The 24654-nt window shown below is 72.9% G+C and carries 25 protein-coding genes; 11 read left to right on the top strand and 14 right to left on the bottom strand.

All coding sequences use genetic code 11. The annotated features are described in order from the left end of the window. Positions 1-212 precede the first annotated feature (212 nt). Together AC5K6T_RS16685 and AC5K6T_RS16680 are read left to right on the top strand one after the other, a co-directional pair. On the top strand, positions 213-1403 hold the full coding sequence (locus AC5K6T_RS16685; RefSeq protein WP_493209832.1) for an MAB_1171c family putative transporter: 1191 nt from the start codon (positions 213-215) through the stop codon (positions 1401-1403). A gap of 103 nt (positions 1404-1506) precedes the next feature. Then, complete coding sequence (locus AC5K6T_RS16680) at positions 1507-1644, top strand: hypothetical protein (RefSeq protein WP_493209830.1); 138 nt, start codon at positions 1507-1509, stop codon at positions 1642-1644. Between the two features lie 182 nt (positions 1645-1826). On the opposite strand, the gene AC5K6T_RS16675 is transcribed toward AC5K6T_RS16680, so the two are convergent. Further along, complete coding sequence (locus AC5K6T_RS16675; protein WP_493209828.1) at positions 1827-2582, bottom strand: XRE family transcriptional regulator; 756 nt, start codon at positions 2580-2582, stop codon at positions 1827-1829. Between the two features lie 150 nt (positions 2583-2732). On the opposite strand from AC5K6T_RS16675, the gene AC5K6T_RS16670 reads away from it, so the two are divergent. From AC5K6T_RS16670 to AC5K6T_RS16655, 4 genes are all read left to right on the top strand, one after another. Beyond that, the gene (locus tag AC5K6T_RS16670) at positions 2733-3104 is read left to right on the top strand and encodes a hypothetical protein (RefSeq protein WP_493209826.1); all 372 of its coding nucleotides are present in this window, start codon (positions 2733-2735) and stop codon (positions 3102-3104) included. A 62-nt stretch (positions 3105-3166) separates the two neighbouring features. Next, positions 3167-3346, top strand: coding sequence for a hypothetical protein (locus tag AC5K6T_RS16665; protein ID WP_493210806.1), 180 nt, complete (start codon positions 3167-3169; stop codon positions 3344-3346). Then, entirely contained in the window at positions 3343-3702 is a 360-nt protein-coding gene (locus tag AC5K6T_RS16660) for a DUF6415 family natural product biosynthesis protein (protein WP_493209825.1), read from the top strand. The genes AC5K6T_RS16665 and AC5K6T_RS16660 overlap by 4 nt, the downstream gene beginning before the upstream one ends. 333 nt (positions 3703-4035) lie before the next feature. Next, positions 4036-4317, top strand: a complete 282-nt coding sequence (locus AC5K6T_RS16655; RefSeq protein ID WP_493210805.1) for a DUF6907 domain-containing protein — start codon at positions 4036-4038, stop codon at positions 4315-4317. A gap of 299 nt (positions 4318-4616) precedes the next feature. Here the strand turns inward: AC5K6T_RS16655 and AC5K6T_RS16650 are convergent, their stop codons facing one another. The 9 genes from AC5K6T_RS16650 to AC5K6T_RS16610 all read right to left on the bottom strand — a co-directional run bounded on the left by AC5K6T_RS16650 (position 4617) and on the right by AC5K6T_RS16610 (position 12029). Beyond that, positions 4617-4835, bottom strand: coding sequence for a hypothetical protein (locus AC5K6T_RS16650; protein WP_493209823.1), 219 nt, complete (start codon positions 4833-4835; stop codon positions 4617-4619). Next, positions 4832-5206: a phage terminase small subunit gene (locus AC5K6T_RS16645; RefSeq protein ID WP_493209822.1), complete on the bottom strand. Its 375-nt coding sequence runs from the start codon at positions 5204-5206 to the stop codon at positions 4832-4834. The genes AC5K6T_RS16650 and AC5K6T_RS16645 overlap by 4 nt, the downstream gene beginning before the upstream one ends. Before the next feature lie 134 nt (positions 5207-5340). Continuing rightward, complete coding sequence (locus AC5K6T_RS16640) at positions 5341-5529, bottom strand: hypothetical protein (RefSeq protein WP_493209820.1); 189 nt, start codon at positions 5527-5529, stop codon at positions 5341-5343. 104 nt (positions 5530-5633) lie between these two features. Further along, positions 5634-6086 (bottom strand): hypothetical protein, encoded by a 453-nt coding sequence (locus AC5K6T_RS16635; RefSeq protein ID WP_493209818.1) that lies wholly within the window; start codon positions 6084-6086, stop codon positions 5634-5636. 379 nt (positions 6087-6465) lie between these two features. Next, positions 6466-8235 carry a serine/threonine-protein kinase gene (locus AC5K6T_RS16630; protein WP_493209816.1) on the bottom strand — a complete coding sequence of 590 codons (1770 nt, stop codon included), beginning with the start codon at positions 8233-8235 and terminating at the stop codon, positions 6466-6468. A 165-nt stretch (positions 8236-8400) separates the two neighbouring features. Beyond that, positions 8401-8613, bottom strand: coding sequence for a DUF4287 domain-containing protein (locus AC5K6T_RS16625; RefSeq protein WP_493209815.1), 213 nt, complete (start codon positions 8611-8613; stop codon positions 8401-8403). Between the two features lie 51 nt (positions 8614-8664). Then, positions 8665-9237 carry a dihydrofolate reductase family protein gene (locus tag AC5K6T_RS16620; RefSeq protein WP_493209813.1) on the bottom strand — a complete coding sequence of 191 codons (573 nt, stop codon included), beginning with the start codon at positions 9235-9237 and terminating at the stop codon, positions 8665-8667. Between the two features lie 447 nt (positions 9238-9684). Next, positions 9685-10335 carry a DUF4360 domain-containing protein gene (locus AC5K6T_RS16615; RefSeq protein ID WP_493209811.1) on the bottom strand — a complete coding sequence of 217 codons (651 nt, stop codon included), beginning with the start codon at positions 10333-10335 and terminating at the stop codon, positions 9685-9687. A gap of 446 nt (positions 10336-10781) precedes the next feature. Beyond that, positions 10782-12029 carry a cytochrome P450 family protein gene (locus tag AC5K6T_RS16610; RefSeq protein ID WP_493209810.1) on the bottom strand — a complete coding sequence of 416 codons (1248 nt, stop codon included), beginning with the start codon at positions 12027-12029 and terminating at the stop codon, positions 10782-10784. Between AC5K6T_RS16610 and AC5K6T_RS16605 the strand changes: the two genes are divergently transcribed. Next, positions 11947-15318: a phosphocholine-specific phospholipase C gene (locus AC5K6T_RS16605; protein WP_493210803.1), complete on the top strand. Its 3372-nt coding sequence runs from the start codon at positions 11947-11949 to the stop codon at positions 15316-15318. The genes AC5K6T_RS16610 and AC5K6T_RS16605 overlap by 83 nt on opposite strands. Positions 15319-15549: 231 nt before the next feature. Here AC5K6T_RS16605 and AC5K6T_RS16600 read toward each other — a convergent pair whose 3' ends face one another. Further along, entirely contained in the window at positions 15550-16260 is a 711-nt protein-coding gene (locus tag AC5K6T_RS16600) for a class F sortase (protein ID WP_493209808.1), read from the bottom strand. Between the two features lie 114 nt (positions 16261-16374). Continuing rightward, entirely contained in the window at positions 16375-17061 is a 687-nt protein-coding gene (locus AC5K6T_RS16595) for a hypothetical protein (RefSeq protein WP_493209806.1), read from the bottom strand. 655 nt (positions 17062-17716) lie between these two features. Here AC5K6T_RS16595 and AC5K6T_RS16590 point away from each other — a divergent pair. Continuing rightward, positions 17717-18166 (top strand): SRPBCC family protein, encoded by a 450-nt coding sequence (locus AC5K6T_RS16590; protein WP_493210802.1) that lies wholly within the window; start codon positions 17717-17719, stop codon positions 18164-18166. 256 nt (positions 18167-18422) lie between these two features. Here the strand turns inward: AC5K6T_RS16590 and AC5K6T_RS16585 are convergent, their stop codons facing one another. Continuing rightward, entirely contained in the window at positions 18423-19175 is a 753-nt protein-coding gene (locus AC5K6T_RS16585; RefSeq protein WP_493209804.1) for an alpha/beta hydrolase, read from the bottom strand. A gap of 350 nt (positions 19176-19525) precedes the next feature. Between AC5K6T_RS16585 and AC5K6T_RS16580 the strand changes: the two genes are divergently transcribed. From AC5K6T_RS16580 to AC5K6T_RS16570, 3 genes are all read left to right on the top strand, one after another. Further along, positions 19526-20035: a MerR family transcriptional regulator gene (locus tag AC5K6T_RS16580; RefSeq protein ID WP_493209803.1), complete on the top strand. Its 510-nt coding sequence runs from the start codon at positions 19526-19528 to the stop codon at positions 20033-20035. Then, positions 20032-20724: a hypothetical protein gene (locus AC5K6T_RS16575; RefSeq protein WP_493209801.1), complete on the top strand. Its 693-nt coding sequence runs from the start codon at positions 20032-20034 to the stop codon at positions 20722-20724. Before AC5K6T_RS16580 ends, AC5K6T_RS16575 begins: the two co-directional genes overlap by 4 nt. Before the next feature lie 507 nt (positions 20725-21231). Further along, on the top strand, positions 21232-21993 hold the full coding sequence (locus AC5K6T_RS16570) for a class I SAM-dependent methyltransferase (RefSeq protein ID WP_493210800.1): 762 nt from the start codon (positions 21232-21234) through the stop codon (positions 21991-21993). Between the two features lie 280 nt (positions 21994-22273). Here AC5K6T_RS16570 and htpG read toward each other — a convergent pair whose 3' ends face one another. After that, entirely contained in the window at positions 22274-24187 is a 1914-nt protein-coding gene (gene htpG, locus AC5K6T_RS16565) for a molecular chaperone HtpG (RefSeq protein ID WP_493209799.1), read from the bottom strand. Positions 24188-24654: the final 467 nt, after the last annotated feature.

Here is a 24654-nt window from a genome sequence, read left to right as displayed (position 1 = left end):
GAGTTCGCCGGGCATCCGGGGGATAGTTCCCGGGTGAACACAGAGTGTGAAAGGGCCTGTTGGGCCGGGCGGCGGCGATCACCGGGAGGCGGCCCCGGCGGCTGCCCGGCCACGCCCCGCCCCGGCGGGCGCCCGGCCACGGCCCGCCCCGGCTGGCGCACCGGTCGCGGCGCGCTCCCGCCTCCCGTCGGCCCCGGTGTGCGGACGGCCCGGTGAGCCCGTTGGACCTTCCCCTGCCCTACGCCGTGCCCACAGCCCTCCTCCTGCTGGGACTCGCCCTCAAGACCCCTGCTATCACACGGTTCAGGAGGGACCCCAACGCGCGGGCGACCTGGCTGGTGCTCTTCTTCGCCTCGGCCGTGTTCCTCAGCGTGGCGCCCGCGGGCATCCGCAGGATCAACGCCATGACCGGCATACCGAACGTCGCGGCGCCGTGGTCGTACTCGCTGCTCACGCTGTTCTGCGGCGCCTGCCTCACCATGATCATCACCTGGCGCGAGGAGCCCACGCCGGGCCGCCGGCGCCGCATCCAGCTGGTCTGGGTGATCTACCTCGCCGCAGTGGCCGCCCTGTGGGTCACCTTCCTGCTGGCCGCCACCCCCGTGGAACGGCCCTACGACCTGGACACGTACTACGCCAACACACCCTGGATGCGTGAGCACATCGTGCTCTACCTCCTGGCCTACCTGACGGCCACACTCGCGTCCGCCTGGATGATCTGGTCCTGGATCCGCCAGGTGCGCCCCCGCTGGCTGAAGACCGGCCTCATCTTCCTCCAGGCCGGGTTCGCCTTCGGATTCGGCTTCGCGCTCAGCAAGCTCACCGCCGTCTGCGCCCGCTGGGCGGGCACCGACTGGGACTTCCTGAGCACCGAGGCCGCCCCGTTGTTCGCCATCCTCGGCGCGACCCTGGTCGCCACCGGCTTCATCCTGCCCGTCCTGGGCCCCTTCCTGCAGACGTGGCCCCGTGAGCAGGGCACCTACTGGATCCTGAAGCCGCTGAGGAACCTGATCGGCCAGGTGGCCCCCTCCTCCGCCAGAGCCCGCGTGAGCCGGTTCACGCCCGTGGACCTGCGGCTGATGGAACGCCAGCAGCAGATCCACGACGGCCTGCTCCGTCTGGCACCCTTCTTGGACCACGGCCTCTACGAACGCGCCTACCGGGCGGCCGCCGCCGAGCACGGCGAGTCCACCGCCCGCGGGGTCGCCGGCGTGATCGCCCTGCGCAGCGCCATGTCCGCGTACGCCGCCGGCGCGCCCCGCGACCCGAGCGGACAGCCCGCCCAGATCGGCCGCGACGTCACCGACCACCTCACCGCCGTCTCGGCGGCCCTGCTCCGCCCCCGCCTCGTCGACGGCGTCCGCCGCCGGGCCGGCACACGGAGCGTCGCCTCGCGCGCATGAAGGGGCGCCGGCCGGCCCATGGCATCGCTGTTGTCAATTCCTGTAGATGCCCCCATTGGGGCAGGGCCTCATTCGTGCAGGTCAGCGACCTTCTTGAGGGGCTTTGCGCTACTCGCTTGCGCGCTGGCGGGGCGTGCTCGACGGCTCTCAGCTACGGCGTGAGCAGGGGGCCGTGTTCGTTGAGTGCGCGGGCTTCCGGTACGTCGGCATAGCCGAGCAGGCGACGCAGTACGACGCGTGAGCGGTCGGCAGTGCGCTCGCTGGACATGTCGGCCGTGGCGTCACGCTCGCGGCTGGTGTTTGGCCACTGGTGGCCCACGGAACCGGCGAGGTTCGCAGCCCCGTGCGCTACTGATGGCTAGTCAGGTTAGGTAGGGAGCACGACGCCCCACCGTGGGAAGCGAGGGCCGTGAGTTCCGCGCGTCAAGACGGGATCGGAACAGCCCGGCTCCACAACTCCTCTGCATGGTCACGGAAGCGGTCGAACATCCCGCCTTCGCTGTGGCGGCGGAGGTGCAACAGAGGTGAGTCGTGGCCGACCATGCGCGCGAGATGGGGCGTCACAAGGGCGACGTCGTCGAATCGAAAGACGCTCAGGCTCACGTGGTTCACCGCGTCCTCGGGCGTGGAGAACCGCGCCTCCAGCCCCTCGAGCGGCCCGAGGCGGTCTAGGTGCTCCAAGGTGATGCGAATCCGAGTGGACACGGTCAAAGCCGTGTCTTCGATGGTCTCGCGCTGCCGGGTCACTTCGCCCTCGGGGTCACCGATCAGGAAGCGCACCCGGACCCCTGACTCGATCTTGCGGTGCAGGGTCTCGGAGAATGCCGGGACGGACGTGAAGAGGAAGTAGTTGGTGAAACCAGCTAGGTAGATCTCGCGCGTAGCCCCCACCGCGAGATCAGCCCACAGTGTCGACGGCGCAGCGGACCGGTACGGGTAGCTGTGAAGGATCTCGCGGTCCGCTCCGGTCTTGATGCGGTCCCTAACCACCGTCGGCCAGATCATTTCCTCGTCCACTCCCAGCGCGCGGGCGGCGTCTTCGCGGTTTCTGGCGTGAGGCGTTAACGCCTCGTTCGAAACCCATCGTTCCACTTGTTTGGGCGATACCCCCACTCGGTATGCCAGCTGTCGAGCGGAGAGCCCCGCTTCAGTCATCGCGGAACGAAGTCTGACGTTCAAGTCAACCTCCTCGACAGGGACCTTTGGGCCTTCTTTAGACCCTATCGCGTACGGCCCAACTGTCCCCGCGCATGCGGACAGACGTCCCTTTCAAGGGGCCACGATCAGGAGATGCAAGGACCCCCGCGACGGGCGCAACCGTCCGGGGGCGTGGCCACCAACCACCGGAGGTTGATGACAGTGAGCATTATCCACACGTTCGTGCGGTGGGTACGGGGCGTGTTCGTGCCCGGTACCGGCAGGCGGCGGGCGGATTCGTGCGCGGCCGTTGCGGCCCCCGCGCGGAAGACAGAGGGGTGCCGTGTAGCTGCGCCGTGGCCTCCGGTGCAGAGGTCTCCGTTCGGCTTTGATGAGCCGCTGTGCGGCGAAGAGGCAGTGTTGGTCCGGCCGTACGTCGTTCTCGCCGAGCGGGAGCGTGAGCAGGCGCGGCAGCGTCGGCGTCGTGTCGCCCTGGTGCTCGCCGCTGACTTCGGTGTTGACCTTGATCAGCACCTGATCGGGGCTGAAGGGATGGCCCGGTGAGCGCGCGGAGCGAACAGCCCGAGTCGGCCCCGGTACGTCTCGGAGACATCGTCGAGGACAGCATGAGCGGCAGGGTGGGCAGGGTGATGGGGTTCGTGGGCCCGTACGTGCAACTGCGCCCCATCGGCGGTGGCCGGGAGTGGGACGTACGGCCGGAGCGACTGCGACCGGTCCCCGTGTCCGAAGCGCTGAGAGACGGCACGGCGGCGGCCAACGCCCGGTCAAGGGGTGAGCGCCTGTGAGCGCGAACGCGTCCATGCCGCTCGACGTAGAGACGATGCGCGCGACAACGGCCGTCATCCTGGCGGACGATGCCGAGTTGCCGACCGAGGGTGAGCTGAACGACTTGGTCCTGTTGTACCGGGGTCACCTCATGCTGCTCATCCCGGAAGTGGAGCGGGCAGCGTACGGGCGACCCGTGGCGGATGCGGCCACGGCGGGAGCCTTGGCGGGAGTGGCCGAAGCGCGCCAACGCCTGAACGACGTGGCGGACGGGCCGCTGCCCCGGCGGGCGGCACACGCGCAGCGGCTCGCCCGGTCGGTCGTCCGCCTGCTCGCTCACCTACCGGACCCCAAGGGCGGTCGCTGTGAACCGTGAGCGTCGCCTGACCGTCGGGTACCTGCTCGTGCTGGCCGTTGTCGGTGCGGCCCTTGTCCGGGGAATCGCGGCAGGCGGCTCGTAGACCGCGCCGCGCTTCCCCCGTCCGGCCGCCCGCCCCGCCCCTTCCCCCGAGGGGCGGGGCGGGCGGCCTCCCGGCCCTTACGGGCCCCGTGGTCCGCTGTTCGCCCCCTGCCGCACCCCGTGGCAGGGGGCGAACGGCTCTCCCCCCACATCCGTTGTTCCCGCCAACGCCCCCCGTGTCGGGGGAGAGGTAGAGACGATCCGGTGACTGCACTCAACAAGTCGGCGTCAGGCGCGCCCCGAACTCACATGGTCCGGCTACTCGACTCCCCGGGCTCCCTGCTCACCGTGACGTGCCCCGAGTGGTGCGAGAGCGATCACGCCGAGGACGCAAGGCACGGCACGTTCGCCGCAGACTTCGCCCACCGTGCCGCAGAGACAGCCCTGCATCTCGATCTCGGCCGCGACGGCACCGAGGACGTTCTCATGTGTGAGATCACGCAGTACCCCTTCGGAGGAACCGAGCTGCGCACACCCATGGCCTTGATGTGGCCCACGCCTCGGCATGACCGAAGCGCACCTCACGCCTGAAGGGCTGCGGGCTCTCGCGGACCGGGTCCGCGCGTACTCCGTCACGCTTCACGGACTGGCCGGGCGGCTCCAAGGGGCCCGCGAGGAACACGCGGCGCCTGTCCGGGCGAGACGCGAGACGGACGGCATACGGTGATCTGAGGAGTACGGCGGCCCCCGGAGCGATGTTCCGGGGGCCGTGTCGTGTCCGGCCACGCGTCCCCTGTGCGAGAGGGCGCGGCGGGAGGCCGGGGGGTGCCTGCCGCTAGGCCGGCCCTCGATCCCCGTCCGGCCGGCGGCGCCCGTCCGGGCTTCCCGGCTCACCCGAGGGGGCCGTGCGGCGGCCGGTGCTTGCGCTCCCACTGCTCCCGTTCCTGCCGGGCCCGTCGCCGCGCGGCCATGATCGCGGACACCGTGACTGGGTTGCCCGGACCCGGTGGCCACTGCTTGATCCCGTACTCGGGGGCTCGCCAGTCGAACGGCGGCCGTTCCTGGGCGCGGGTGGCGGCGGCCCGCGCGGCACGCCGGGGCGTGGTCACCGCGGCTGCGCGTCGTCGACGATCCGCGACCCGAGCGCGACCATGGCGCGCGGGGTGAGCCCGAGTGCCTCAGCTGCGTGACGCGCCTCCTGTGCCATCCACGCGGATGCCTCGCCCTTCAGGGTGGCGGACTCGTAGACGACCAGGACGGCGACTGTGCCGCGCGCGGAGTCGTCCCACTGCGTCGCCTGCGGCGATCCCCACAGCTCAGCCCACCGCCCTTGCTCGGCGTCCGACCACTCCCGCCCCGGCGGCAGGTCCGGCACAGGGTGCGCGCATCCTGCGGCGGGCAGGAGAACCACGGTGGCGGCGCGGCTGACGCCCCGGTGCGCGCGGCTGACCGGCTTCGTCGGGTCCCGTTGCTGGGGCATTCGCTCACTCTCCGTCGTGTCCGTTGAGGTTGATTGGTCGACCGATCCCCCAGCGCCCTCCCCCGCGCTCTGTTCCCCCACCCCGGTTGGAGGTCAGTCCCCACCCCCTGTAACCGGGGAGGGGGGACGGTCCGTCATCGCTGGTCGGGGCGGTACGGCTCGACAGGAGCGCGGTGGTCCTGATCGGGGTGGCCGTGGTTCTCGGGCAGCACGACCAGACCGCGTGCGAGCCACGTGCGGACGTGTCCGGTCGGGAGCTCGATCGTGTCGCCCTCTGTGTAGGTGCGCCCCTCGTAGCCGAACTGGACGCCTTCGCAGACCACGGCGGTCACTGTGTCCGTGAGCGTGTGTTGCCTTCCTGCTTCGGCGCCGTGCCGTGCTGCGCCGTGTCTTGCCGTGCGGCACGCGTGCGGCGGCGGGGCACGGGTCAGAACTGCACCGAGGGGATGTCCTCCCCGAGCACCTGGGGCGCGGCGGGGCGGCGAGGGTCGCGCGGGACCGGGTGCTCCTCGCGGGGTACGGCGTAGTAGGTGCGCATGCTGTCGAACAGTCCCCGTGCAGCGGATGCGGCGGCGTCGTTGAGCCCGATAGCGGACTGTGCCGCCTGCGCGCCCCGGGCAGCGGTGGCGCGTGCGGGGTCGCCGGTCTGGTCGGCTGCGCCCTCGAGGGATTGGGCGACGATGGCCGTGCGGGTGTCCGCGATGATCCGGTCGTCCATGCCGCGCGAGTGCAGGTAGTCGGCGCCCCACTGGGTGACGACCAGGGCGCCCACGGCGTCCTGGCGCAGCGCGAGTCTCGCGATGGCGGTGTCGGGTTCGTCGGACGCGTCGAGGATCATGCGGGCATCGGTGCGTGCGGTCGTCTCCTGCCCCTTGGGCACCGCGCGCAGCGGGCGTGTTGCGTCGGTCGTAGGTGCCCAACTCGACTCCGGCGAACGCTTCGGCCAAGGCGGCGGGGAAGTCCTCGGGGTGGAGTGCCGTCCACGGGGTGGACTCGATCGGACCGACGGCAATGGTCAGACTGCTCCTGCCGCACGTGGGGCGATCGGTAGCGTGGGCCATGGTTCCTCACTCACTCTCGCTGAGCTGGGGATCAAGGCCCCTGATCAGTGCGTCACCACTGGTCGGGGGCCGATTACTCAAAGAGTGTGCGAGCCGGAATTGATGGTTCCGGGGGCCCGGGACCCTCCGGTCCGCGAAGGCCACCGGCACGGCCCGCGCGGCCCGCCGCGGACGCCCGGGGCAGGAGAGGCGGCGTGCTCAGTTCTCGGCCGGCTCCACCCGGGTCACCTTCCCCTTCAGGTCGGCCTCCAGGAAACCCGAGACGTAGTCGTCGACGACGTAGACCGACAGGCCCAGCGGGGTGTCGAACGTGTCGTCGGCCGCCCGGACCAGGACATAGCGCAGGGTCGGCTCCTTCACGTTCAGGTCCTTGTCCGCCCGTTCCAGCAGGGCGGGTACGACGTCCCAGTCGAAGTCGTCGAGGCTGAAGGGGCGGTCGCCGCCGATGATGCTGCCGCCGCTGCCCTTCTGGGCGCCCTGGCCGGGGCGGTAGGTGTAGCTGTCGTACTTGACGTCGCTGCCCTTCACCATGATCTCCGCCGACACGTACTGCGGGTACACGATGAAGTCGCACGCGCGGTCCGTGCCGGCCGCGGCCTTGAGCTCCTGCACCGCGGTGCGGATGCCGTCCGGCGTCAGCAGGTCGGTCTTCGCGTCGGCCTGCGCCGCCGGCGCCGACGCCGACCGGGACGCGGCGGGCTGCGAGGGAGTCCGGTCCGCCGTGCCGGTCGCCGAGGAACCCGGTGTGCCGAGGGCCGGTCCGTCCCCCTCGGTCCCGCCATCCGGCAGGAGCGTCCACACCAGGACCCCGGTCAGCGCGACCCCCGCGACGGACGAAGCGACGGCGAGCCGGCGCCTGGACCGGCCGCCCGGCTGCGGCGAAGCGGCCTGTGTGGTGCCGAGCGGGTACGGAGTGGGCTGACCGGCCGGACCCGGGAGGGCGCCGGGTGCCGCGGCCGGGGGGCCGAATCCCGCCGGGGGGCCGAAGCCCTCCGGGGGCCCGAAGCCCTCCGGTGCGGCCGGCCGGTCGGGGGCGGCCGGCCCCGGGGGAGGGGCGGCCAGCCGGTACGAGGTGGTGGCGGGCGCCGCGCCGCCCGGTGCCCCGGGGGCGCTCGGAGCCGTGTCCCTGCCCTCGGCCGCCGCCGCGAGCATGCGGTCGGCGGTGTCCGGGTCCGGCCGTGCGGCCGGGTCCTTGACCAGCATCGCGTTGAGGAAGCCGGTCAGTGGTCCGGACCGCCGGGGCGGCGGCAGTTCCTCGCTCAGCAGCGCCGCGAGCGTCGCGAGGGTGGTGCCCCTGCGCAGCGGATGGTGCCCCTCGACGGCCACGTACAGCATCATCGCCAGTGACCACAGATCGGCGCCCGGACCGCCCTCGTCGCCGGCGATCCGCTCCGGTGCCATGTAGTCGGGCGTGCCGATCAGGGACCCGGTCGCGGTCAGGGCCGTCGACTCCCTGATGGCCGCGATGCCGAAGTCGGTGAGGACGGGCTGCCCGGTCGGCCTCAGCAGGACGTTGGCCGGCTTCACGTCGCGGTGCTGGATACCGACGTCGTGCGCGGCGCGCAGTGCGGCCAGCACCTCGCGTCCGAGCCGGGCGGCCTCGCCGGGCGCCAACGGTCCCTTCTCCAGGCGGTCCTGGAGCGATCCGCCGGTCACCAGCTCCATGACGAGCCACGGGTAGGTGTGCTCCTCGCCGTCCACCACGTGGTGGATGGTCACCACGTTGGGGTGGTCGACCCGGGCGAGCGCCCGTGCCTCGCGCAGGACCCGGGCTCGCAGCATGGCCGCGCCCTGCGGGTCGTACGCGGCCAGCCCCGGATCGGGGGGCCGCACCTCCTTGAGTGCCACCGCGCGGTCCAGGACCAGATCGCGCGCCCGCCACACCGTGCCCATGCCGCCGCCACCGAGCCGCGCGTCGAGCTGGAAGCGGCCGTCCACGACCCGTCTGCCGGTTTCCCCGTCGTTCATGGCCCGGAGCCTACGAGATGACGGTGACAGCCCGCTGGGGCAGGTCCGTCCGGCGTCTGGAAGCGGTGGGCTCTGCGCCAGTATGGGGCGGTTTGCTCCGGGGCGGCGCGGGACCTGCCAGGCCCCCTTCAGCCGCTGTCGCCGAGGCGGGGCGTTCCGCCCTGGTCAGCTGCCGCTGTCCTCGGCGAGGGTGTGGGCGACGAGGGCGTTGGCGTGGCCGTGGCCCAGGCCGTGTTCGGTCTTGAGCCAGGCGACGAGTTCCATGTGCCGGGTCAGGGGCGAGGCGCGGATGAGGTCCTTCCACTCCGCGATCGGCCGGCCGTACGTCCTCTCGATGGAGGGGAAGTAGCTCGCAGGGCCTTTTGCCGCAGGGGTCATGCCGGGTTCCGTCCTGTTCCTCAGGTGCGTTCGGTCGGTCGGGGGCGCGGGTCAGCGGACGACGTCGAAGACGTTCTTCTGCAGGCCGTTGGCGTACGCCTCGTGCTCGACGAGCTTCAGCCTCTGGCTGTCCTTGTCCGCGGCGCTGAACAGCCGCTTCCCGGCGCCGAGAAGGACGGGGAAGACCAGCAGGTGGTAGCGGTCGATGAGGCCCGCGTCGGACAGGGCCCGGTTCAGCGACGCGCTGCCGTGGACGATGATCGGACCCCCCTCGGTGTTCTTGAGGTCGGCGACCTCCTTCAGCGAGCGCAGGATCGAGGTCTCGCCCCAGTTCGACACCAGGTCGTCCTCGCCGAGCGTGGTGGAGACGACGTACTTGGGCATCTCCTTGTAGCCGGCGAAGTCCGCCATGTCCGGCCACACCGGGCTGAACGCCTGATAGCTGACGCGGCCCAGCAGCATCGCGGTGGCCTCCTGCTGCTCACGGCCCTTGATCTCGAACGCCTCGGGGAGGAACTCGATGTCCTTGAAGGTCCAGCCGGCGTTGCGGTAGCCGGGCTCGCCGCCGGGGGAGTCCACGACGCCGTCGAGCGAGATGAACGCGGTGCTGATCAGGGTGCGCATGGTGGGGATCCTCGATGTCTCGTGCAGGGTCGGCGGGTTCGGCCGGACCTGCTGGGAGCGTACGCGCCGTCGCGGGGTCCGACCGTGATCTACGACTGACGGTCGCGGAGAAACTCATCGGTCTGCGCCGGAACGCGTGCGGACCCGCCGCGGCCGGCAGCGCCCTCACCACTCCACCCCGGCCGCCGGCCCTCTCCGGGCCCTTCCCCCGACCGTCAGGGCTGATCCCTCCCGTCCCGTCGGCCGGTCTGACCGGCCGGCCGCCCGGACGCCTGCGCGGGCACCTCAAAGGCAGTCCCGCGCCCTCCGTCGTGAACCACCTCGACGAAGGGCGCGGGTTTCTCGCTCTGCGGGCCCGTCACCGCGGACGGTTGCGGCCGCGGCGGGTGTCGTACCGCGGCCGGGTGGGACGGGCCGGGGCCGCCCGCCCGGCGGGCGGCCCTTCGCTCATGTGCCGGGACACTCCTTCCACGCCATCTGGTAGACGGTGCTGATGTCGCCGTCGGTGGAGTCCATCGTCATGAAGCTGACCTTGTCCGCCGAGGTCGTGCCGGCGTCGACGCGGATCTCCGTGTTGATGTTGAAGTTGCGCTGGACCCCGCACGGCGCCCAGACCAGCTGGGCCCAGTCGGTGACGTCCGTGGCCTGCCAGTTGTCGTTGTAGGCCCCGGAGAAGGGGTGGTTGGCGTAGGCCGTCTGCGGCGACCCCTGGAAGTAGTACGAGGCCCGCTGGACGGCGCTGGCGCCGGGCTGGAGCAGGGCGAAGCCGCGGTAGTCCGCGCTGGCGATGGCGTAGGTGAAGCCCTGCGGGACGTGGACGACGAGGTTCAGCTGGCAGTTCTTGCGGAACGCCGTGGGGTTGGAGTTGCCGCCCGCCTGCGCCAGGTAGTCGCTGTACGTCACGGTGAAGGCGGTGTTGTCGGCGGAGACGGCGACGGCGGCCGTGCCCGCGGGGCAGCCCGAGCCGTTCACGGTGGCGATATCGATGACGATCTTGTCCGGGGGCGGGTCGGTGAAGCCCGAAGACGGGTTGTGCGCGGGTAGTGCGGCGGCGATGAGAGCCGCGGCAGCACCGCCCAGAAGCAGTCCACCTGTCATGGTCTCTCCCCTTCGCTGGGATCGGTGGGGGGTGAATACGGCTCCGGCTCCACTCGGCGCGTTTCCGTGGAAATTCAATGAACCTGCTGTGAAGAACCGGGGCGCTCGCATCGTATTGAGCCCCCTGAGGCGAGCCCAGGGGGAACTTTGGCCATTCACCCCGTCCCGTTCACATCACCACCGCATCCTGCGGAAGGCGGGTTTCGCGCCACGAGCGCCCCGGCGGCGCTCAGCGCCGAGCAGGCAGAACGAGCCTGGACCGCCGTGTCGTGCACAAGGACGCGGCGGCCGTCACGCGTGGTGGAGACCGATGTGAACGCCGAACGCCGGCCCGTCCAACGAGTCGTCAGGAACGCGGTGCCCGGCCGGAGCACCCGGCGCGCGACGCGCGGCAGCGGGTCGGGACAGGCTCGCTTCACGGTGAGACCGGCCGGTGCCTCACTCCGTCAGAACCGCACGGGCAGCGCGACCAGCCCGCGCGCCCGCATGGACGGCCGCCACCGCAACTCGTCCCGGGGCACGGCCAGTTCCAGGGCGGGGAACCGGCGCAGCACCGTGCTCACGGCGATCTGCGTCTCCATCCGTGCGAGCGGAGCGCCCACGCAGTAGTGGATGCCGTGACCGAGCGCGAGATGCCCGCCGTCCTGCCTGCCCAGGTCGAGCCGGTCGGGATCGCGGAACCGGTCGGGATCGCGGTTGGCGGAGGCCAGCGACAGCATGACCGTCTCGCCGGCCGGGACCGGCACTCCGCCGATCTCGACGTCCTCGACCGGGAACCGGCGGATCGCGAGCAGCGCAGGGCCGTCGAAGCGGGCGAACTCCTCCACCGCGGCCTCGATCCGGGCCGGGTCGGCGCGCAGCGCGGCCAGCTGGTCCGGGTGGTCCAGCAGCGCGAGCAGAGCCGTGCCGATGAGCTGCACCGAGTTCTCGTAGCCGGCGATCAGGAGCAGGAAGGCGAGGGACGTGAGCTCGTCCTCCGTGAGCCGGTCGCCGTCGTCGCGGACGTCGATCAGCTCGGAGAGCAGGTCGTTGCCCGGCGCGCGACGCTTGTCGGCGATCAGCTGGGGGAAGTAGGCCAGCATCGCGGCCACGGCGTGCCGTGTCGCGGTGGGGTCCGAGGGGTCGGGAGCCACCAGTGCGTCGGTCCAGGCCCGGAAGTCCCGGCGTGAGTCCTGCGGCACCCCGAGCAGGTCGCAGATGACGGTGATCGGCAGCGGTGCGGCGAAGCCGGAGATGAGATCGGCGTGTCCGCGGTCGTGCACAGCGTCCAGCAGCCGGTCCGCCAGGAGCTCGACACCTGCTCGCATGCCCTCGACGCGGCCGGGCGTGAACGCCTTCGTCACCAGTCGCCTGATGCGGGTGTGATCGGGCGGATCCATGTTCAGCAGGTTGCGGTCGAGCGCCGGCGGCAGTGAGAAGCCCCGGTAGTTGCCCGGAAGCCGGTGCGCCTTGTCCAGGGACAGCCGTGGATCGGCGAGCAGCTGCCGTACGTCGGCGTAGCGGGTGACGATCCACACGGGCAGCCCGTCCGGCCCGGTGATCCGGTGCACCGGCCCCGCCTCCCGCCGCAGGGTCCTCGGCACGCTCGCCGGCGGCACCACGCTCTCCGTTCTGCCCCCTTCACTGCTCCAGGCGATGGCCGCGCCGATGCCGCGCGGCGGCATGCGCGCGATCGAGCACGTGATCGTCCTCATGCAGGAGAACCGTTCCTTCGACAACTACTTCGGCACCCTCAAGGGCGTACGCGGCTTCGGCGACCGTACGGCGCTGCGGCTGCCCGGCGGCGCGAGCGTCTTCGAGCAGCCCCGGTCCGGCGGCGGCGCCGTGCTGCCCTTCTCCGCCCGCAGGGCGGCGGTGGCGTCCGGCCGGCCCGAGAGCGACATCCAGTACCTGGGTTCGCTCCCGCACGGCTTCACCGACGGCGTCCAGGCCCGGGCCGACGGCTGGTGGGACGACTGGGTGGCGGCCAAGGGGCAGAGCACGATGGCCTTCTACGACCGCCGGGACATCCCGCTGCAGTACGAGCTGGCGGACCGCTTCACCATCTGCGACGCCTACTTCTGCTCCGTCTTCGGCTCGACCAACCCCAACCGCAACTACCTGTGGACCGGCACCACCGGCTTCGAGCCGGACGGTGTGAGCCGAGCCCTCACCAACGCCGCGTACTCCTACAGCCACGCCGGATACGACTGGACCACCTATCCGGAGCGCCTGGAGGCGGCCGGAGTCTCGTGGCAGATCTACCAGGAGTGGGACAACTTCACCGACAACGCGGTGGAGTACTTCCGGCCGTGGAAGCGGATCGGCCGCAGGATCCTCGCCGAGGCCGGTCTGCCGTACTCCACCACCGAGCAGTTCTACGACAGCCTCTGGAGCAGGAGCGCCGCCGACCGCGAGGACGCGCTGGCCCGGTTCCAGAAGGGTGTGGACCGGCTGACCGAGGCCGAGCGATGGCTCTTCCTGCGCGGCTCCCACCGCTCCGAGCCCGGCAGCCTGCTGCCCCGCATCAGGGCCGACATCCGCAACGGCACCCTGCCCAGGGTCAGTTGGGTGGTGCCCACGGCGGCCCTCTCCGAACACCCCAGCTCCTCCACCCCCGTCGGCAGCGCCGGCCTCGTCCACGACCTGCTCGACGCGATCGCGAGCGATCCGAAGACCTGGGCGAAGACCGCGCTGTTCATCAACTTCGACGAGAACGACGGATACTTCGACCACGTGCCCTCGCCGACCGCGCCCCGGCCGGACAGCGGCGACAACGACGACTGGGCCGGCGGCCGCCCGGTCGGCCCCGGACCGCGCGTGCCGATGACGGTCGTCTCGCCGTGGACGGTCGGCGGCTTCGTCTGCTCCGAGGCCTTCGACCACACCTCCGTGATCCGGTTCCTGGAGAAGTGGACCGGAGTGCACGAGCCCAACATCAGCGCCTGGCGGCGCAGCGTCTTCGGCGACCTGACCTCAGCCTTCGACTTCGACCGCGCGCACCGGCAGCCCGAGGTGGAGCAGCCGGGACCGGTGCCGGCACCGGTCGGCCGCTGGAACCCGGTGCCGCCCGCGGAGCCGGAGCCGCCCGCGCAGGAGGCGGGCGTCCGGGCCACGCGCCCCTCGCCCTACCGCCTGTCACTGCGCGCCGCCGTGTCCGACGGCCGGGTCCGGCTGAGGCTGGGCAACGCCGGCGTGCGGGCTGCGGCGGTGACGGCGTACCCGGGTGACGGCGGGGCACCGCAGACCTGGACGCTCGCCGGGCGGCGCACCACCACCGGCACGGTCGCGTACGGCGCGGAGGGCTACGACCTCCAGGTGCACGGGCCGGGCTGGTCGCTGTGGGAGCTGCGGGGCTCGGGCGTGGGCCCCGAGGCGCACCTGGTGGAGCGGGCCGCTGCGGGCGTGGTCCGGATCGAGTGCAGCAATCCGACCTCCCGGACCCGGACCCTGCTCGTCGGCGAGTCGGTGCATCCGCGCCGGGGCGGCCGCGTCGTGACCGTCAGGCTCGCGCCGGGACGCAAGCGGACCGTACCGGTCCGGCTGTCCCGGCACGGCTGGTACGACATCGTGGTGGTCGACGAGAGCGACCCGGGCTTCCTGCGCCGTATGACCGGCCGCCTCTCCGACGGCAAGCGGGGCGTCACCGACCCGGCCGGCGGCACGGCGCCGGCGCTCGCGGCGGCGATCACCCTGCCCGAGCCGCTGCCGCCCCTGGACACCCCGTTCGTGCAGGGCAGTCCGGCCGAGGTCGTCGTCCGCGTGACGAACCGGGAGTCCGGCCCGCAGCACGATCTGTCCGTGAGCCTGGTCGCGCCGTCCGGCTGGAGGGCCGAGCGGTCCGGTTCCGTGCCGCGGAGTCTGGCCGCCGGCGCCTCCGCCGACGTGCGCTTCACCGTCACTCCGCCCGCGGACGCCACCGCCGGCAGCCTGGTGGTCGCCGCGCGCGCGGACGGCAGAGGCCTGCTGCGTATCGCCGACGCCCGGGTGCGGGCCGCGGTCGCCCCCGCGATGAGCATGACGCTGACCGCCCCGGCCGCCTCGCCGGGGACCGACGGCTGCGTGCTGTCCCCGGACCGGCCGCTCACCGTCGGCGCGACCGTCACCAACGCGTCGGGCGCCCCGCTCACCGGCCTGGCGGCCACCCTCACCGTCCCGGACGGCTGGCGCGCCGTCCCGGCCGCCGGCGCACCCGACTCCGTCCCGCCCCGTTCCTCCGTGGACCTCAGCTGGGACGTCGTCGCCCCGGCCGCGGCCGCCCGGACCGCCGCCACCCTCCGGGCGGCCGTCACCGCGCGGTCCGGCGCTACCACCGAGGAGCGGACCGCGTCCCTGGACGCCCGGGTCGGACCGGTCATGACCGGGTTCCTGCTCGCCGAGGACTTCGAGTCCCTCGCCCCGGCGCTGGCGCCGGCCGCCGACCTCAGCCGGCCCGGCCTGCGCGGCTGGACGCGAACCGCCCCGGAGGGCTGGAGCGTGACCAACGCGGCGGACATGCCGCAGGGCACCCGGGAACTGCAGGGCTGGACGTTCCTCTCCCAGCAGTTCTGGTTCCCCGGTGGCCAGGACCGGACGAGGTTCGACCGTGGCCTCGGCATCGTCGCCGTCGCCGACCCGGACGACTGGGACGACACCGGCGGGCCGGCCGCCCGCGGCCGCTTCGACTCGACGCTCAGCACGCCCGCGGTCGCCGTACCGGCACAGACCTCGACCCTCCATCTGGGCTTCGACTCGCACTACCGTCAGGAGAGCCCCCAGGAGGCCGAGGTCACCGTCGAGTTCGACACCGGCGAGACCTCCCGCGTCCTGCACTACTCCAGCGCGGTCTCGGGGAACACCAACCAGGGCAGGGACCAGCAGAACCGTCTGGTCACCTGCGCGGTGCCGGTGCCGTCCGGCGCCGCCTCGGTGAGGGTGAACTTCCGGGTCCACAACGCCGGCAACAACTGGTACTGGGCCATCGACAACATCCGCCTGGGCACGGCCCGGATCACGGACGCCTGACCGCCCGGACGCCGCGGGGCCGAACGCCGGGACCCAGGCGGCCCCGCGGCTCGTCGCGGTCGTGCTGCTGCCCGCCGACTGCCCGTCTGCCCGGTCACCGGCGTCGGCATCCCGCCGCCCGGCCGGCGCGTCCGAGGGGCCGGGCGGCAGCGTTCGCCGCCACGTCGTGCGAGCGGCCGGCCGGTCCTCGGGAGAGGAGGACCGGCCGGCCGTGTGCCGGAGGCGGCGTCGTCACTTGAGGTGGGCGAAGACGACCAGGTTGTCCGTGTAGTCCCTGGCCGAGCGGTCGTAGTCACCGGCGCAGGTGATCAGGCGTACCTGGGGCTGAGGCGTGTCGGCGTACACCCGTTCACTGGGGAAGTCGTCCTTGCTGAAGGTCTCGGCGCTGTCGACCACGAAGGTCGCCGTGCGTCCGTCGGCCCGGTCGATGTGGAACACATCGCCCTTCTTGAGCTCGCCCAGCCCCACGAACACGGCCGGGGCCGTCTTGGTGTCGACGTGGCCCGCGACGATCGACGTGCCGGCCTCGCCCGGCGAGGCCCCCTTGGCGAACCAGCCGACCAGGTTGACGTCGTCCGCGGGCGGGGGGTCGAGTTGCCCGGAAGAACCGATCGAGAGATCCGTGAACGGCGCGTCCACAAGGATCTTCGGGATCCGCAGACGCACCGGCTTCGAGCGCGGCAGAGCCCGTACGCTCGGCTGCCCGGCGGTCCGGGTGGGCGGTTCGGCGGACCGGGACGGCTGCGCGGACGCCGGAGCGGAACCGGATGACCGGGCATCGGACCCGGACGACGTGTCATGACCGCCGAACAGACTCACGGCGAGCACCAGCGCGGCCGCACAGCCCATCAGGAGGGTGCTGCGCGAGCGCGAGCGCGGGGCGCCGGCCGCGGAACCGGCGGCCCGGCCGTCGTTGTCGGGCGAAGAAGGGCCAGCTGTCATCGGAAGAGCACCTCACCTGGGCGGAGCAGCGGAGCGGACGGGGAGTGCGGAAAGAGCCGGGCCGCCACGTTGCACGAGCGTGGCGGCCGCGGCACCTATCGCGTCCGGCACACCTCAGCCCGCGTTCGGCGCGGCCTTGCGGCGGCGCATCGCGTACATCCCGGCGCCGGCGACGCCCAGTACGGCCAGCCCGCCCGCGGTGACGGACGGCCCGGCCAGCGCGCCGCCACCGGTGTGCATGCCGCCGTGGGGCTTCTCGTGCTTGTCGCGCCAGTCCTTGTCCTTCTCCCAGCCGTCCTTCTTCCAGCCGTCCTTCTCCCAGCCGTCCTTGTCGTGGTGGTCCTTGTCCCAGCCGTCGTGACCGCCGTCGGTGTTCACGGTGAGCGCGGTGAGGGCGCCGCCGCCGGTGTGCATGCCGCCGTGGGGCTTGCCGTAGTGGTCCTTGCCGTGGTCGTCGCGCCGGTCCTTGTCCTTGCCGTAGTGGTCCTTGTCGTGGTCGTCGCGCCGGTCCTTGTCCCAGCCGTCGTGACCGCCGTCGGTGTTCACGGTGAGCGCGGTGAGGGCGCCGCCGCCGGTGTGCATGCCGCCGTGGGGCTTGCGGTAGTGGTCCTTGCCGTGGTCGTCGCGCCGGTCCTTGTCCTTGCCGTAGTGGTCCTTGCCGTGGTGATCCTTGTCCCGCTCCTTGCTGTAGGAGGAGTCCTCGTGGTCCCAGCTGTCCGAGTCGGCGTAGGCACCGGTCGCGCCGAGTGCGAGAGCGGCCGAGGCCGCCCCGGTGACCAGGAGAATGCGAGCAGAACGCATCTGACATTCCTTCCGTCGGGGCCGAGCTGCCTGACACCGCATCAGGACAAGAGGGGCTCGCCCGCCGACATGGCCGACCCTCAGCCAGGAACGGAGCCCCTGCCACTCGTGCTGATCAGACGAGTGACCCCCACACGGCCGCTGGACGCGGACCCCGAGCCGTGGCCGCGGCCGCGGAAGGCCCCCCTGATCTGGGACGCCGCCCGTACCCTGCGACGGCCCGAGCGATGCGCGAGCACTGCGGCGGAACGGGTGACGGCCCTCCGGCGCGCCCCGCCGCCGTCCCCGCCCGGCCGGGACCGGCCGCTGACAGGCCGTGAGAAGGCGAGGGAGCCCGTTCCCCCTGCCGTACGGCGATGCGGTGGAGCGCGGCCGCGCACCACGTGGTGAGCCGGGGAGAGAGCGGTCCGCCCGCCCGGCCCGCCGCGCCGGGCGGGCCGGATGCCCGCTCCGCGGTGACCCGGCTCCACGAGGCACGCGGCAGGGAGCACCCCCGGTCCACGGGGGTCCTGCCCGGCGACCGCACGGTCCCGGTGACCGGGTGCGCCTCGATCGGGACCGCGACAGGGCACGGGGCGGGCCGTGCGGTGGCCCGGTGGCGGCGGTGCTGCGACTCTGGAGGGGCAGGCGGAGCGCGGGCGCGAGCGAGGAGCTGATCATGGGCCGGTTCGAGGCGACGGTGGAGATCGACCGACCGGTCGAGGAGGTGTTCGCCTTCCTCGCCGACGGCACCAACGACCCCAAGTTCAGTCCCCGCGTCCAGTCGATCGCCCCGGCCACCGACGGGCCGACCGACGTGGGCACCGTCTACCGCAGCAGGGTCAAGGACGCCGGGATGACCACCGACCGGGAGTTCCGCATCAGCGCCTTCGACCCGCCGCGCCGTATCCGCTGGCAGGAGCAGTCGAAGAACCTCGTCACCGCCGCCGAGGGCGGCTACGACCTGGACCCGCTCGACGGAGGGCGGCGTACCCGGCTGCGGATCCACAACGATCTCCAGGGGCACGGCGTGGGCAAGGTGCTGGCCCCGCTCGCCCTCGCCGCGGCCCGCAGGGACGCGCCGGCGTTCGCCGGACGGATCAAGGCAGCGGTCGAGGCGTCCTGACCGGCCCCGGCCGGTCCCCTTCGCCGCCGGTGCGTCAGGGCCTTCCGTCGTGGGCCTGCCCCGTCAGGACCCGCGGCACGGGTGAGCGGGCCCGGCACCGAGCGCGCGCTCCGGGCCCCCGGCACGGACTGCGGAGCCCGGCTCTGCGGCCGGCCCGCCCCGGAACCTCCGGACCGGGCCGTTGAGGCCCCCGCCGCGTCCGGCCCGGTCGCCGGAGGGGAAGGCGTCGGCGGCTCGGGGTGGGCGGCCGTCCCGGTCAGTGCCGGAGCGGCTCGACGGCACCTGCGGCGAGAGCCAGTGCCCGGGCGCTCCGAGAGCCCGCCTCGACGGCGTCAGGGGCGGCGCTGGGCAGGCAGCGTTGCCTCTCCGGACTGAACTCGGTCATGACGACGCCGGCGTGGTCGGCGGCGACCTCGTCGAAGGACACCGGCCGGCCCTGCTCCTTGAGGGCCGTGTGCAGTTCCCGGGAGCGCTCGACGTCCACCACCGGATCGGCGGTGCCGTGCACCAGCCACACCGGCACGGGCGGCAGGAGCCCCCCGCCCCGGCGGAGGTCGTCGACCGGGGCGGTGCCGGTGGTCGGCGCGGGCGATCCGTACGCGCCGGCGATCCCGACCACGGCCCGTGGCCGCCAGTCGCCGAACGCCGCGGGACGCGTGGCGACCCCCACCGCGGCCAGGCCGCCCAGTGACCAGCCCGCGAGCGCGATCCGCTCGGGATCACCGCCGAAGTCGGCCACGTTGCGCCGCGTGAACGCGGCCGACTCCCGCAGGTGCGTCCGCCCGCCGTCCGGGGCGTCGGGGCGCCAGTCGGGCACCAGGACCACCGTGCCCCACCGCGCCGCGGCACGGGCGAGGGGTGCGAGGACGTCCCGTTCGTCGGGTCCCCGGCCGTGCCAGAGCAGCACCGCGGGCAGCGGCCCCGGCGCGGCCTCAGGCCGGTAGACGTCCATCAGTTGGCCGTCGGACCCGTACTCGAGTCCCGTACGGACGACAACCTCTGCGGCCACCGCGATCCCCCCGACCGGTCACATCACGAACCACGTCACGCTACCAACGCGGTCCGGACGGACTGGCACCGGGTCAGCCGGCCCGGGACGCCGCCCGGACCCGCAGTCCGCGACGGGCCGCCGGCAGGCCGTCCGGCTGCGGTACGGCCGACCGGGTCGGGTCCGGCCGCCGGCTGCCCGGGTGCGGTAGGCCGGGCGTTGTCCCCGGGGTTCGGGCGGCTGCGCAGGCGGTCCGGGCAAGACCGCCGCGGAGCCGCGGCCGGTGCGCGCAGACCCGTCCGCACGGTGTGACGTACATCACGCGAGGCGGGCTTGAACCCGGAGTCGGCTCCGGGTTCTAGCCTCCTCTCATGTCCACTTCAGCAGTGATCGAGTCTCCGTGGCTGACCAGCGGGGCCCTGGCCCGGTCCGCCGGCCTCTCGGTCGACACACTTCGCTACTACGAACGCCGGGGCCTGCTGCCGCCACCGCAGCGGACCCGTGGAGACCACCGCCGCTACCCCGCGGAGACCCGGGATCGGCTCACCTTCATCCGGGTCGGGCAGTGCCTCGGGCTCCGCCTGGAGGAGATCAAGGAGCTGCTCGACGCCTGCGACCACACCGACGACTGCCCCGTCGGAGCGGCCGAACGCGTGCTGGCGCAGCGCATCAGCGAGGTCGACACGCAGATCGAGCAGATGACGGCCCTGCGGGACCGGCTGCAGGTCGCCGTCACCCGGATCCGGACCCATGGCGACGACATCACCGCACTTCTCGACGAGCCCGGCCGGGACGCCCCCGGCGAGGAGTCCGCCGCCGGAGCCCACCCCGGTGCCTCGCCCTCCTGCTCCGCCATCGACCCCGAAGGGCGCCACCGATGAACACCACGACCGCCTACCGCGTCGACAGCCGTTCCCACGACCGGGCCGGACTCGTGGGCGCGGTGGTGACCCTCGTCTGCGCCGTGGCGTTCCAGGTCTTGGCACTGACCCACCCGGGTGTCCATCTGCAACCCACCGACCTGCCGCTCGCGGCGGCCGACTTCGTCCGACCCCTCGCCACCGAGCCCGGCGCCGTGCTGCTGTGGATGTCGTTCGACTCCCTCTTCGTCATCGGCTACGTCGCCATGTTCGTCGGTGCCGTACAGCTGAGCCGGTCGCGGCTGCTGGGCGGGATCAGCCTCGGCGCGATCTTCACCGCCGGAGCTCTGGACGCCGTCGAGAACGCGATGCTCGCCGGCTACGCGGCCCAGTCGGACCTCGGTGAACTGACGGGTGCCGCACTGCCGATGACGGCGCTGTACGCGATCGCGGCCCTGAAGACCGCCGCGGCGATGACCGCCGTGGGCTTCCTCGGGCTGGCGCTGCCTCACGGGACGCGGATGTACCGGGCCATGGCCGGGGTCGCGGCGGCGTTCGTCGTCGTGAACGCCGCCGGGGTCGCGGCCCCCGCGCTGGGGCCGCTGGAAGCGCTGCCGATCCTCGCCCTCACCGTCCTGCTGCTGATCGCCTTCCGCGCCCGCCTGCGCGAGCCCCGTACGGCCGACGCCGCGCTGGCCGCGGCGGCCTGAGCCCGTCCGTGGTGTCCGCCCGGCCGGTCGGGCACCACGGACGGCCGACCCGCGCGGCGGCCGCCGCGCAGCGGGCGCCGGACCTCAGGCCGCGGTGGAGCGCCCCACCGCCGGGGCACCGGCGTCGCGGACCGGGCGGAGGTACGCCGCGGAATCTGCCTCGTACCGCCAGGGCGGTGCGTCGGCCCGACCGTCGATCGGCCCGAACGGCTCCGGCGCCGCCTCGTCCCCGGTCCGGCAGCGAGAGGGGCAACGCCGGCGGGTGCCGCACACCGCTCCCGAGCGGCGTGGCCTGCTCTCCCCCCACCGCGCGGCTGCCCGGCCAGGACCACCGTGCTGCGGGCGCGTACCGCCGCCTCCACGCCACCTCCGGCGGCACGGCACCGGAACACCCGCGGGCGTCCTGTGCGGTTCCACGGGCGGCGCGGCGGGGGAGGGACGTCCCGGCGCCGCGCTACCGTCCTGAGAGTGACGGGAAACAATGCCGACCGGCGCTGGTCCGAGTCCATGCCGGCGGCCTACGAGCAGTACCTCGTGCCGGTGGTCTTCCGGCCCTTCGCCGAGGACCTGAGCGACCGGGCGGCGGCGCTCCGCCCCGGGCGGCTGCTGGAACTCGCCGCGGGAACCGGCGTGTTGACGTCCCGTCTGCTCGCATCGGTGCCTTCGGCCGAGGTGACCGCCACCGACCTCAACGAGGCCATGGTCGCGTTCGGGTCGAGGCGGGCCCCGGGCGCGGTGTGGCGGCGGGCCGACGCGCAGCGGCTGCCCTTCCCGGACGGATGCTTCGACCTGGTGGTCTGCCAGTTCGGTGTGATGTTCTTCCCCGACCGCGTCGAGGCCTTCACCGAGGTCCGCCGGGTGCTGGCCCGGGACGGCCGGTTCCTGTTCAACACGTGGGGCACGCTGGAGACGCACGCCTTCGAAGCCGCGCTGCAGGCCGGGCTGGAGCGGGTCCTTCCGGCCGACCCACCGCGGTTCCTCGCGACGGTACCGCACGGCTGTGCCGACCCCGCCGTCGTGGCCGCCGACCTGGAGGACGCCGGGTTCACCGTCGAGGACGCTCAGGAGCTGACGCTACGGGGCCGGGCCGCGTCGACCGCCGACCTCGCCCTCGGGTACCTCACCGGGACACCGGTGCGCGCGGCCGTCGAGGAGCGCGGCGACGCACCGGCCGTCCGGGCCGCCGTCATCGAGGAGATGACGGCCCGGCTGGGCCCGGGACCGGTCACCGCCCCGATGACGGCCCACGTCTTCCGTGCCGCGGCCTGAACACAGGACGCGTCCGCGCCGAGGACACGCCCGCGCGCTCCACCGGGCGCGGTCGCCCGGCGCTGTGGCCGCCGAGCGTGTGGCGCTCAGCGGCCACCGGTCGCCCCGGGCGACGCCGGGGACGGCCTGGTCCGGTCCGTTCTGCCCGCCCCCGTGTGCCACCGGTACCGCGACGGGGCGGAACGGGACCGGGCCGGCTCGTGCCGAACCGGCCCGGCACCGGGCGTGCGAGCGGCTGCCCGGAGCCCGCCGCCAGGGGTGGGCTACGGCCGCCCCCTGCTCAGAGGGCTCGGGCCAGCCGGTCGGTGAGCAGCCGGGTGAACCGTGCGGGGTCGGGCAGTTCACCGCCCTCCGCGAGCAGCGCGCTGCCGTGGACCAGTTCGGCGAGGTCGGTGAGCTCCGGACTGTCGGGGTTCTCCTGGTGCGCGGAGCGCAGCGCCGTGATGAGGGGATGCGCGGGGTTCAGTTCCAGGATCCGCCTGACCGGGGGCAACTGCTGCCCCATCGCCCGGTACATCTTCTCCAGCGTCGGCGTCACGTCGTGCGCGTCACCGACCACGCAGGCCGCCGACGTGGTCAGCCGCGACGACAGCCTGACCTCCTTGACCTGTTCGGACAGGGCGGTCGTCAGCCAGGGCAGCAGAGCGGCGTACTCCTGCTCGTGCCGGGCCTTCTCGGCCGCGGCCTCGTCGCCGTCGGAGGGACCGCCGAGGTCGACCTGGCCCTTGGCGATCGACTGCAGGCGGTGTCCGGAGAAGCCCTCCACCTGGTCGACCCAGACCTCGTCGACCGGGTCGGTGAGGATCAGCACCTCGTAGCCCTTGGCCGTGAAGGCCTCCATGTGCGGGGAGTTCTCCACCGTCGCCCTGGTCTCGCCGGTGAGGTAGTAGATCGCCTCCTGGCCGTCCTTCATGCGCTCGACGTACTCGCGCAGGGTGGTCGGCTTCGCCGCGTCGTGCGTGGAGGCGGCCAGCACGAGTTCGAGGAGCGCCTCAGTGCTGTCGCGATCCTCGACCAGACCTTCCTTGAGGGCCCGGCCGAACTGGTCCCAGAGGTTCGCGTACCGCTCGCCGTCCCGCCTCTGCACGTCCTTGAGCGCGCCCAGCACCTTCTTGACCAGGCGGCGGCGTACTCCGCGGATCTGGCGGTCGTGCTGCAGGATCTCGCGCGAGATGTTCAGCGACAGGTCGTGGGCGTCCACGACTCCCTTGACGAAGCGCAGGTAGTTCGGCATCAGCGCGTCGCACTCCGCCATGATGAACACGCGCTTGACGTACAGCTGCACCCCCGGCCTGGCCTCGCGGGAGAACAGGTCGAACGGCGCCTGCGAGGGGATGAACAGCAGCGCCTCGTACTCGAAGGTGCCCTCGGCGCGCATGTGGATGGTCTCGGCCGGGGCGAGCCAGTCGTGGCTGATCTGCTGGTAGAACTCGTGGTACTCGGTCTCGGTCACCTCGCTGCGCGGACGCGCCCACAACGCCTTCATCGAGTTGAGGGTGTCGACCGCCGATGCGTCGGTGCCGTCGGCACCGGTCCGCTCGGAGGCCATCCGGATCGGCCAGCGGATGAAGTCCGAGTACCGCTTGACGATCTGACGGATCTTCGCCCCGGAGAGGTAGTCGGCCAGCCCGTCCTCACCGTCGGAGGGCTTGAGATGCAGCTCGACCGAAGTGCCCACGGGCAGGTCGTCCACGTCCTGGATGCGGTAGGTGCCCTCGCCGTCGGACTCCCACCAGGTCCCCGAGTCGCTGCCCGCCCTCCGGGTGCGCAGGGTGACCTTGTCGGCGACCATGAACGCCGAGTAGAAGCCGACGCCGAACTGCCCGATGAGGCTCTGGGCGGCCTCGGCGTCCTTGGCCTCCCGCAGCTTGTCCAGCAGGCCGGCGGTGCCGGACTTGGCGATCGTGCCGATGAGCTCGACGACGTCGTCCCGGCTCATCCCGATCCCGTTGTCGCGGATCGTCAGGGTGCGGGCGTCCGGGTCGGCCTCCAGAGCGATGTGCAGGTCGGAGACGTCGGCGTCGGGAGCGGAGTCGGTCAGCGACTCCAGCCGCAGCTTGTCCAGCGCGTCGGAGGCGTTCGAGATCAGCTCCCGCAGGAAGATGTCCTTGTCGGAGTAGATCGAGTGGATCACCAGGTGCAGCAACTGGCGGGACTCCGCCTGGAACTCCAGCGTTTCGACACTGCCGGCCACGGGTCTCTCCTTCGAACGGGGAACGATGTGCGGACGGGTGTGGGGTCCGGCCCCTCCGCCGGCACCGGCAGGCTCGGGGCGGCCCCGCGTCGTTTCACCGGCTGCGGCCGGTGCGGCCTGTCGGCCGACGTACCCGGGAGCCGGTCGCGGCCACGGCCTCGGATCCCGCGACATGGTCTCCCACGGCAGTCTTTCACAGGAGATCACCCGTCCTGCCCGCCTTCGCCGGCGCACGCGACACCGGCCGGCACGGCGGCGGTCTCGGCGGCAGCCCCGTACGGGCGCGCGGCGCGGGCGGGCGATCCTGCCCTCGGTATCGACGGTGCGGTCAGCCCCGTACGGGCGCGCGGCGCGGACCGGCGAGCCGCCCGTTGTCTCGCGTCCCCGCGTTGCGAGCGGCCCTCCGCGCCCGGCGCGGTGACCGGGAGGGTGCCCCGGCTCCCGGCGGACCGTCCCTCACCGCAGTC

It is taken from the genome of Streptomyces sp. B8-7 (genome assembly GCF_058833805.1).
The sequence above is the reverse complement of the archived record's forward strand: the minus strand, read 5'-3'. Positions and strand labels throughout refer to the sequence as shown.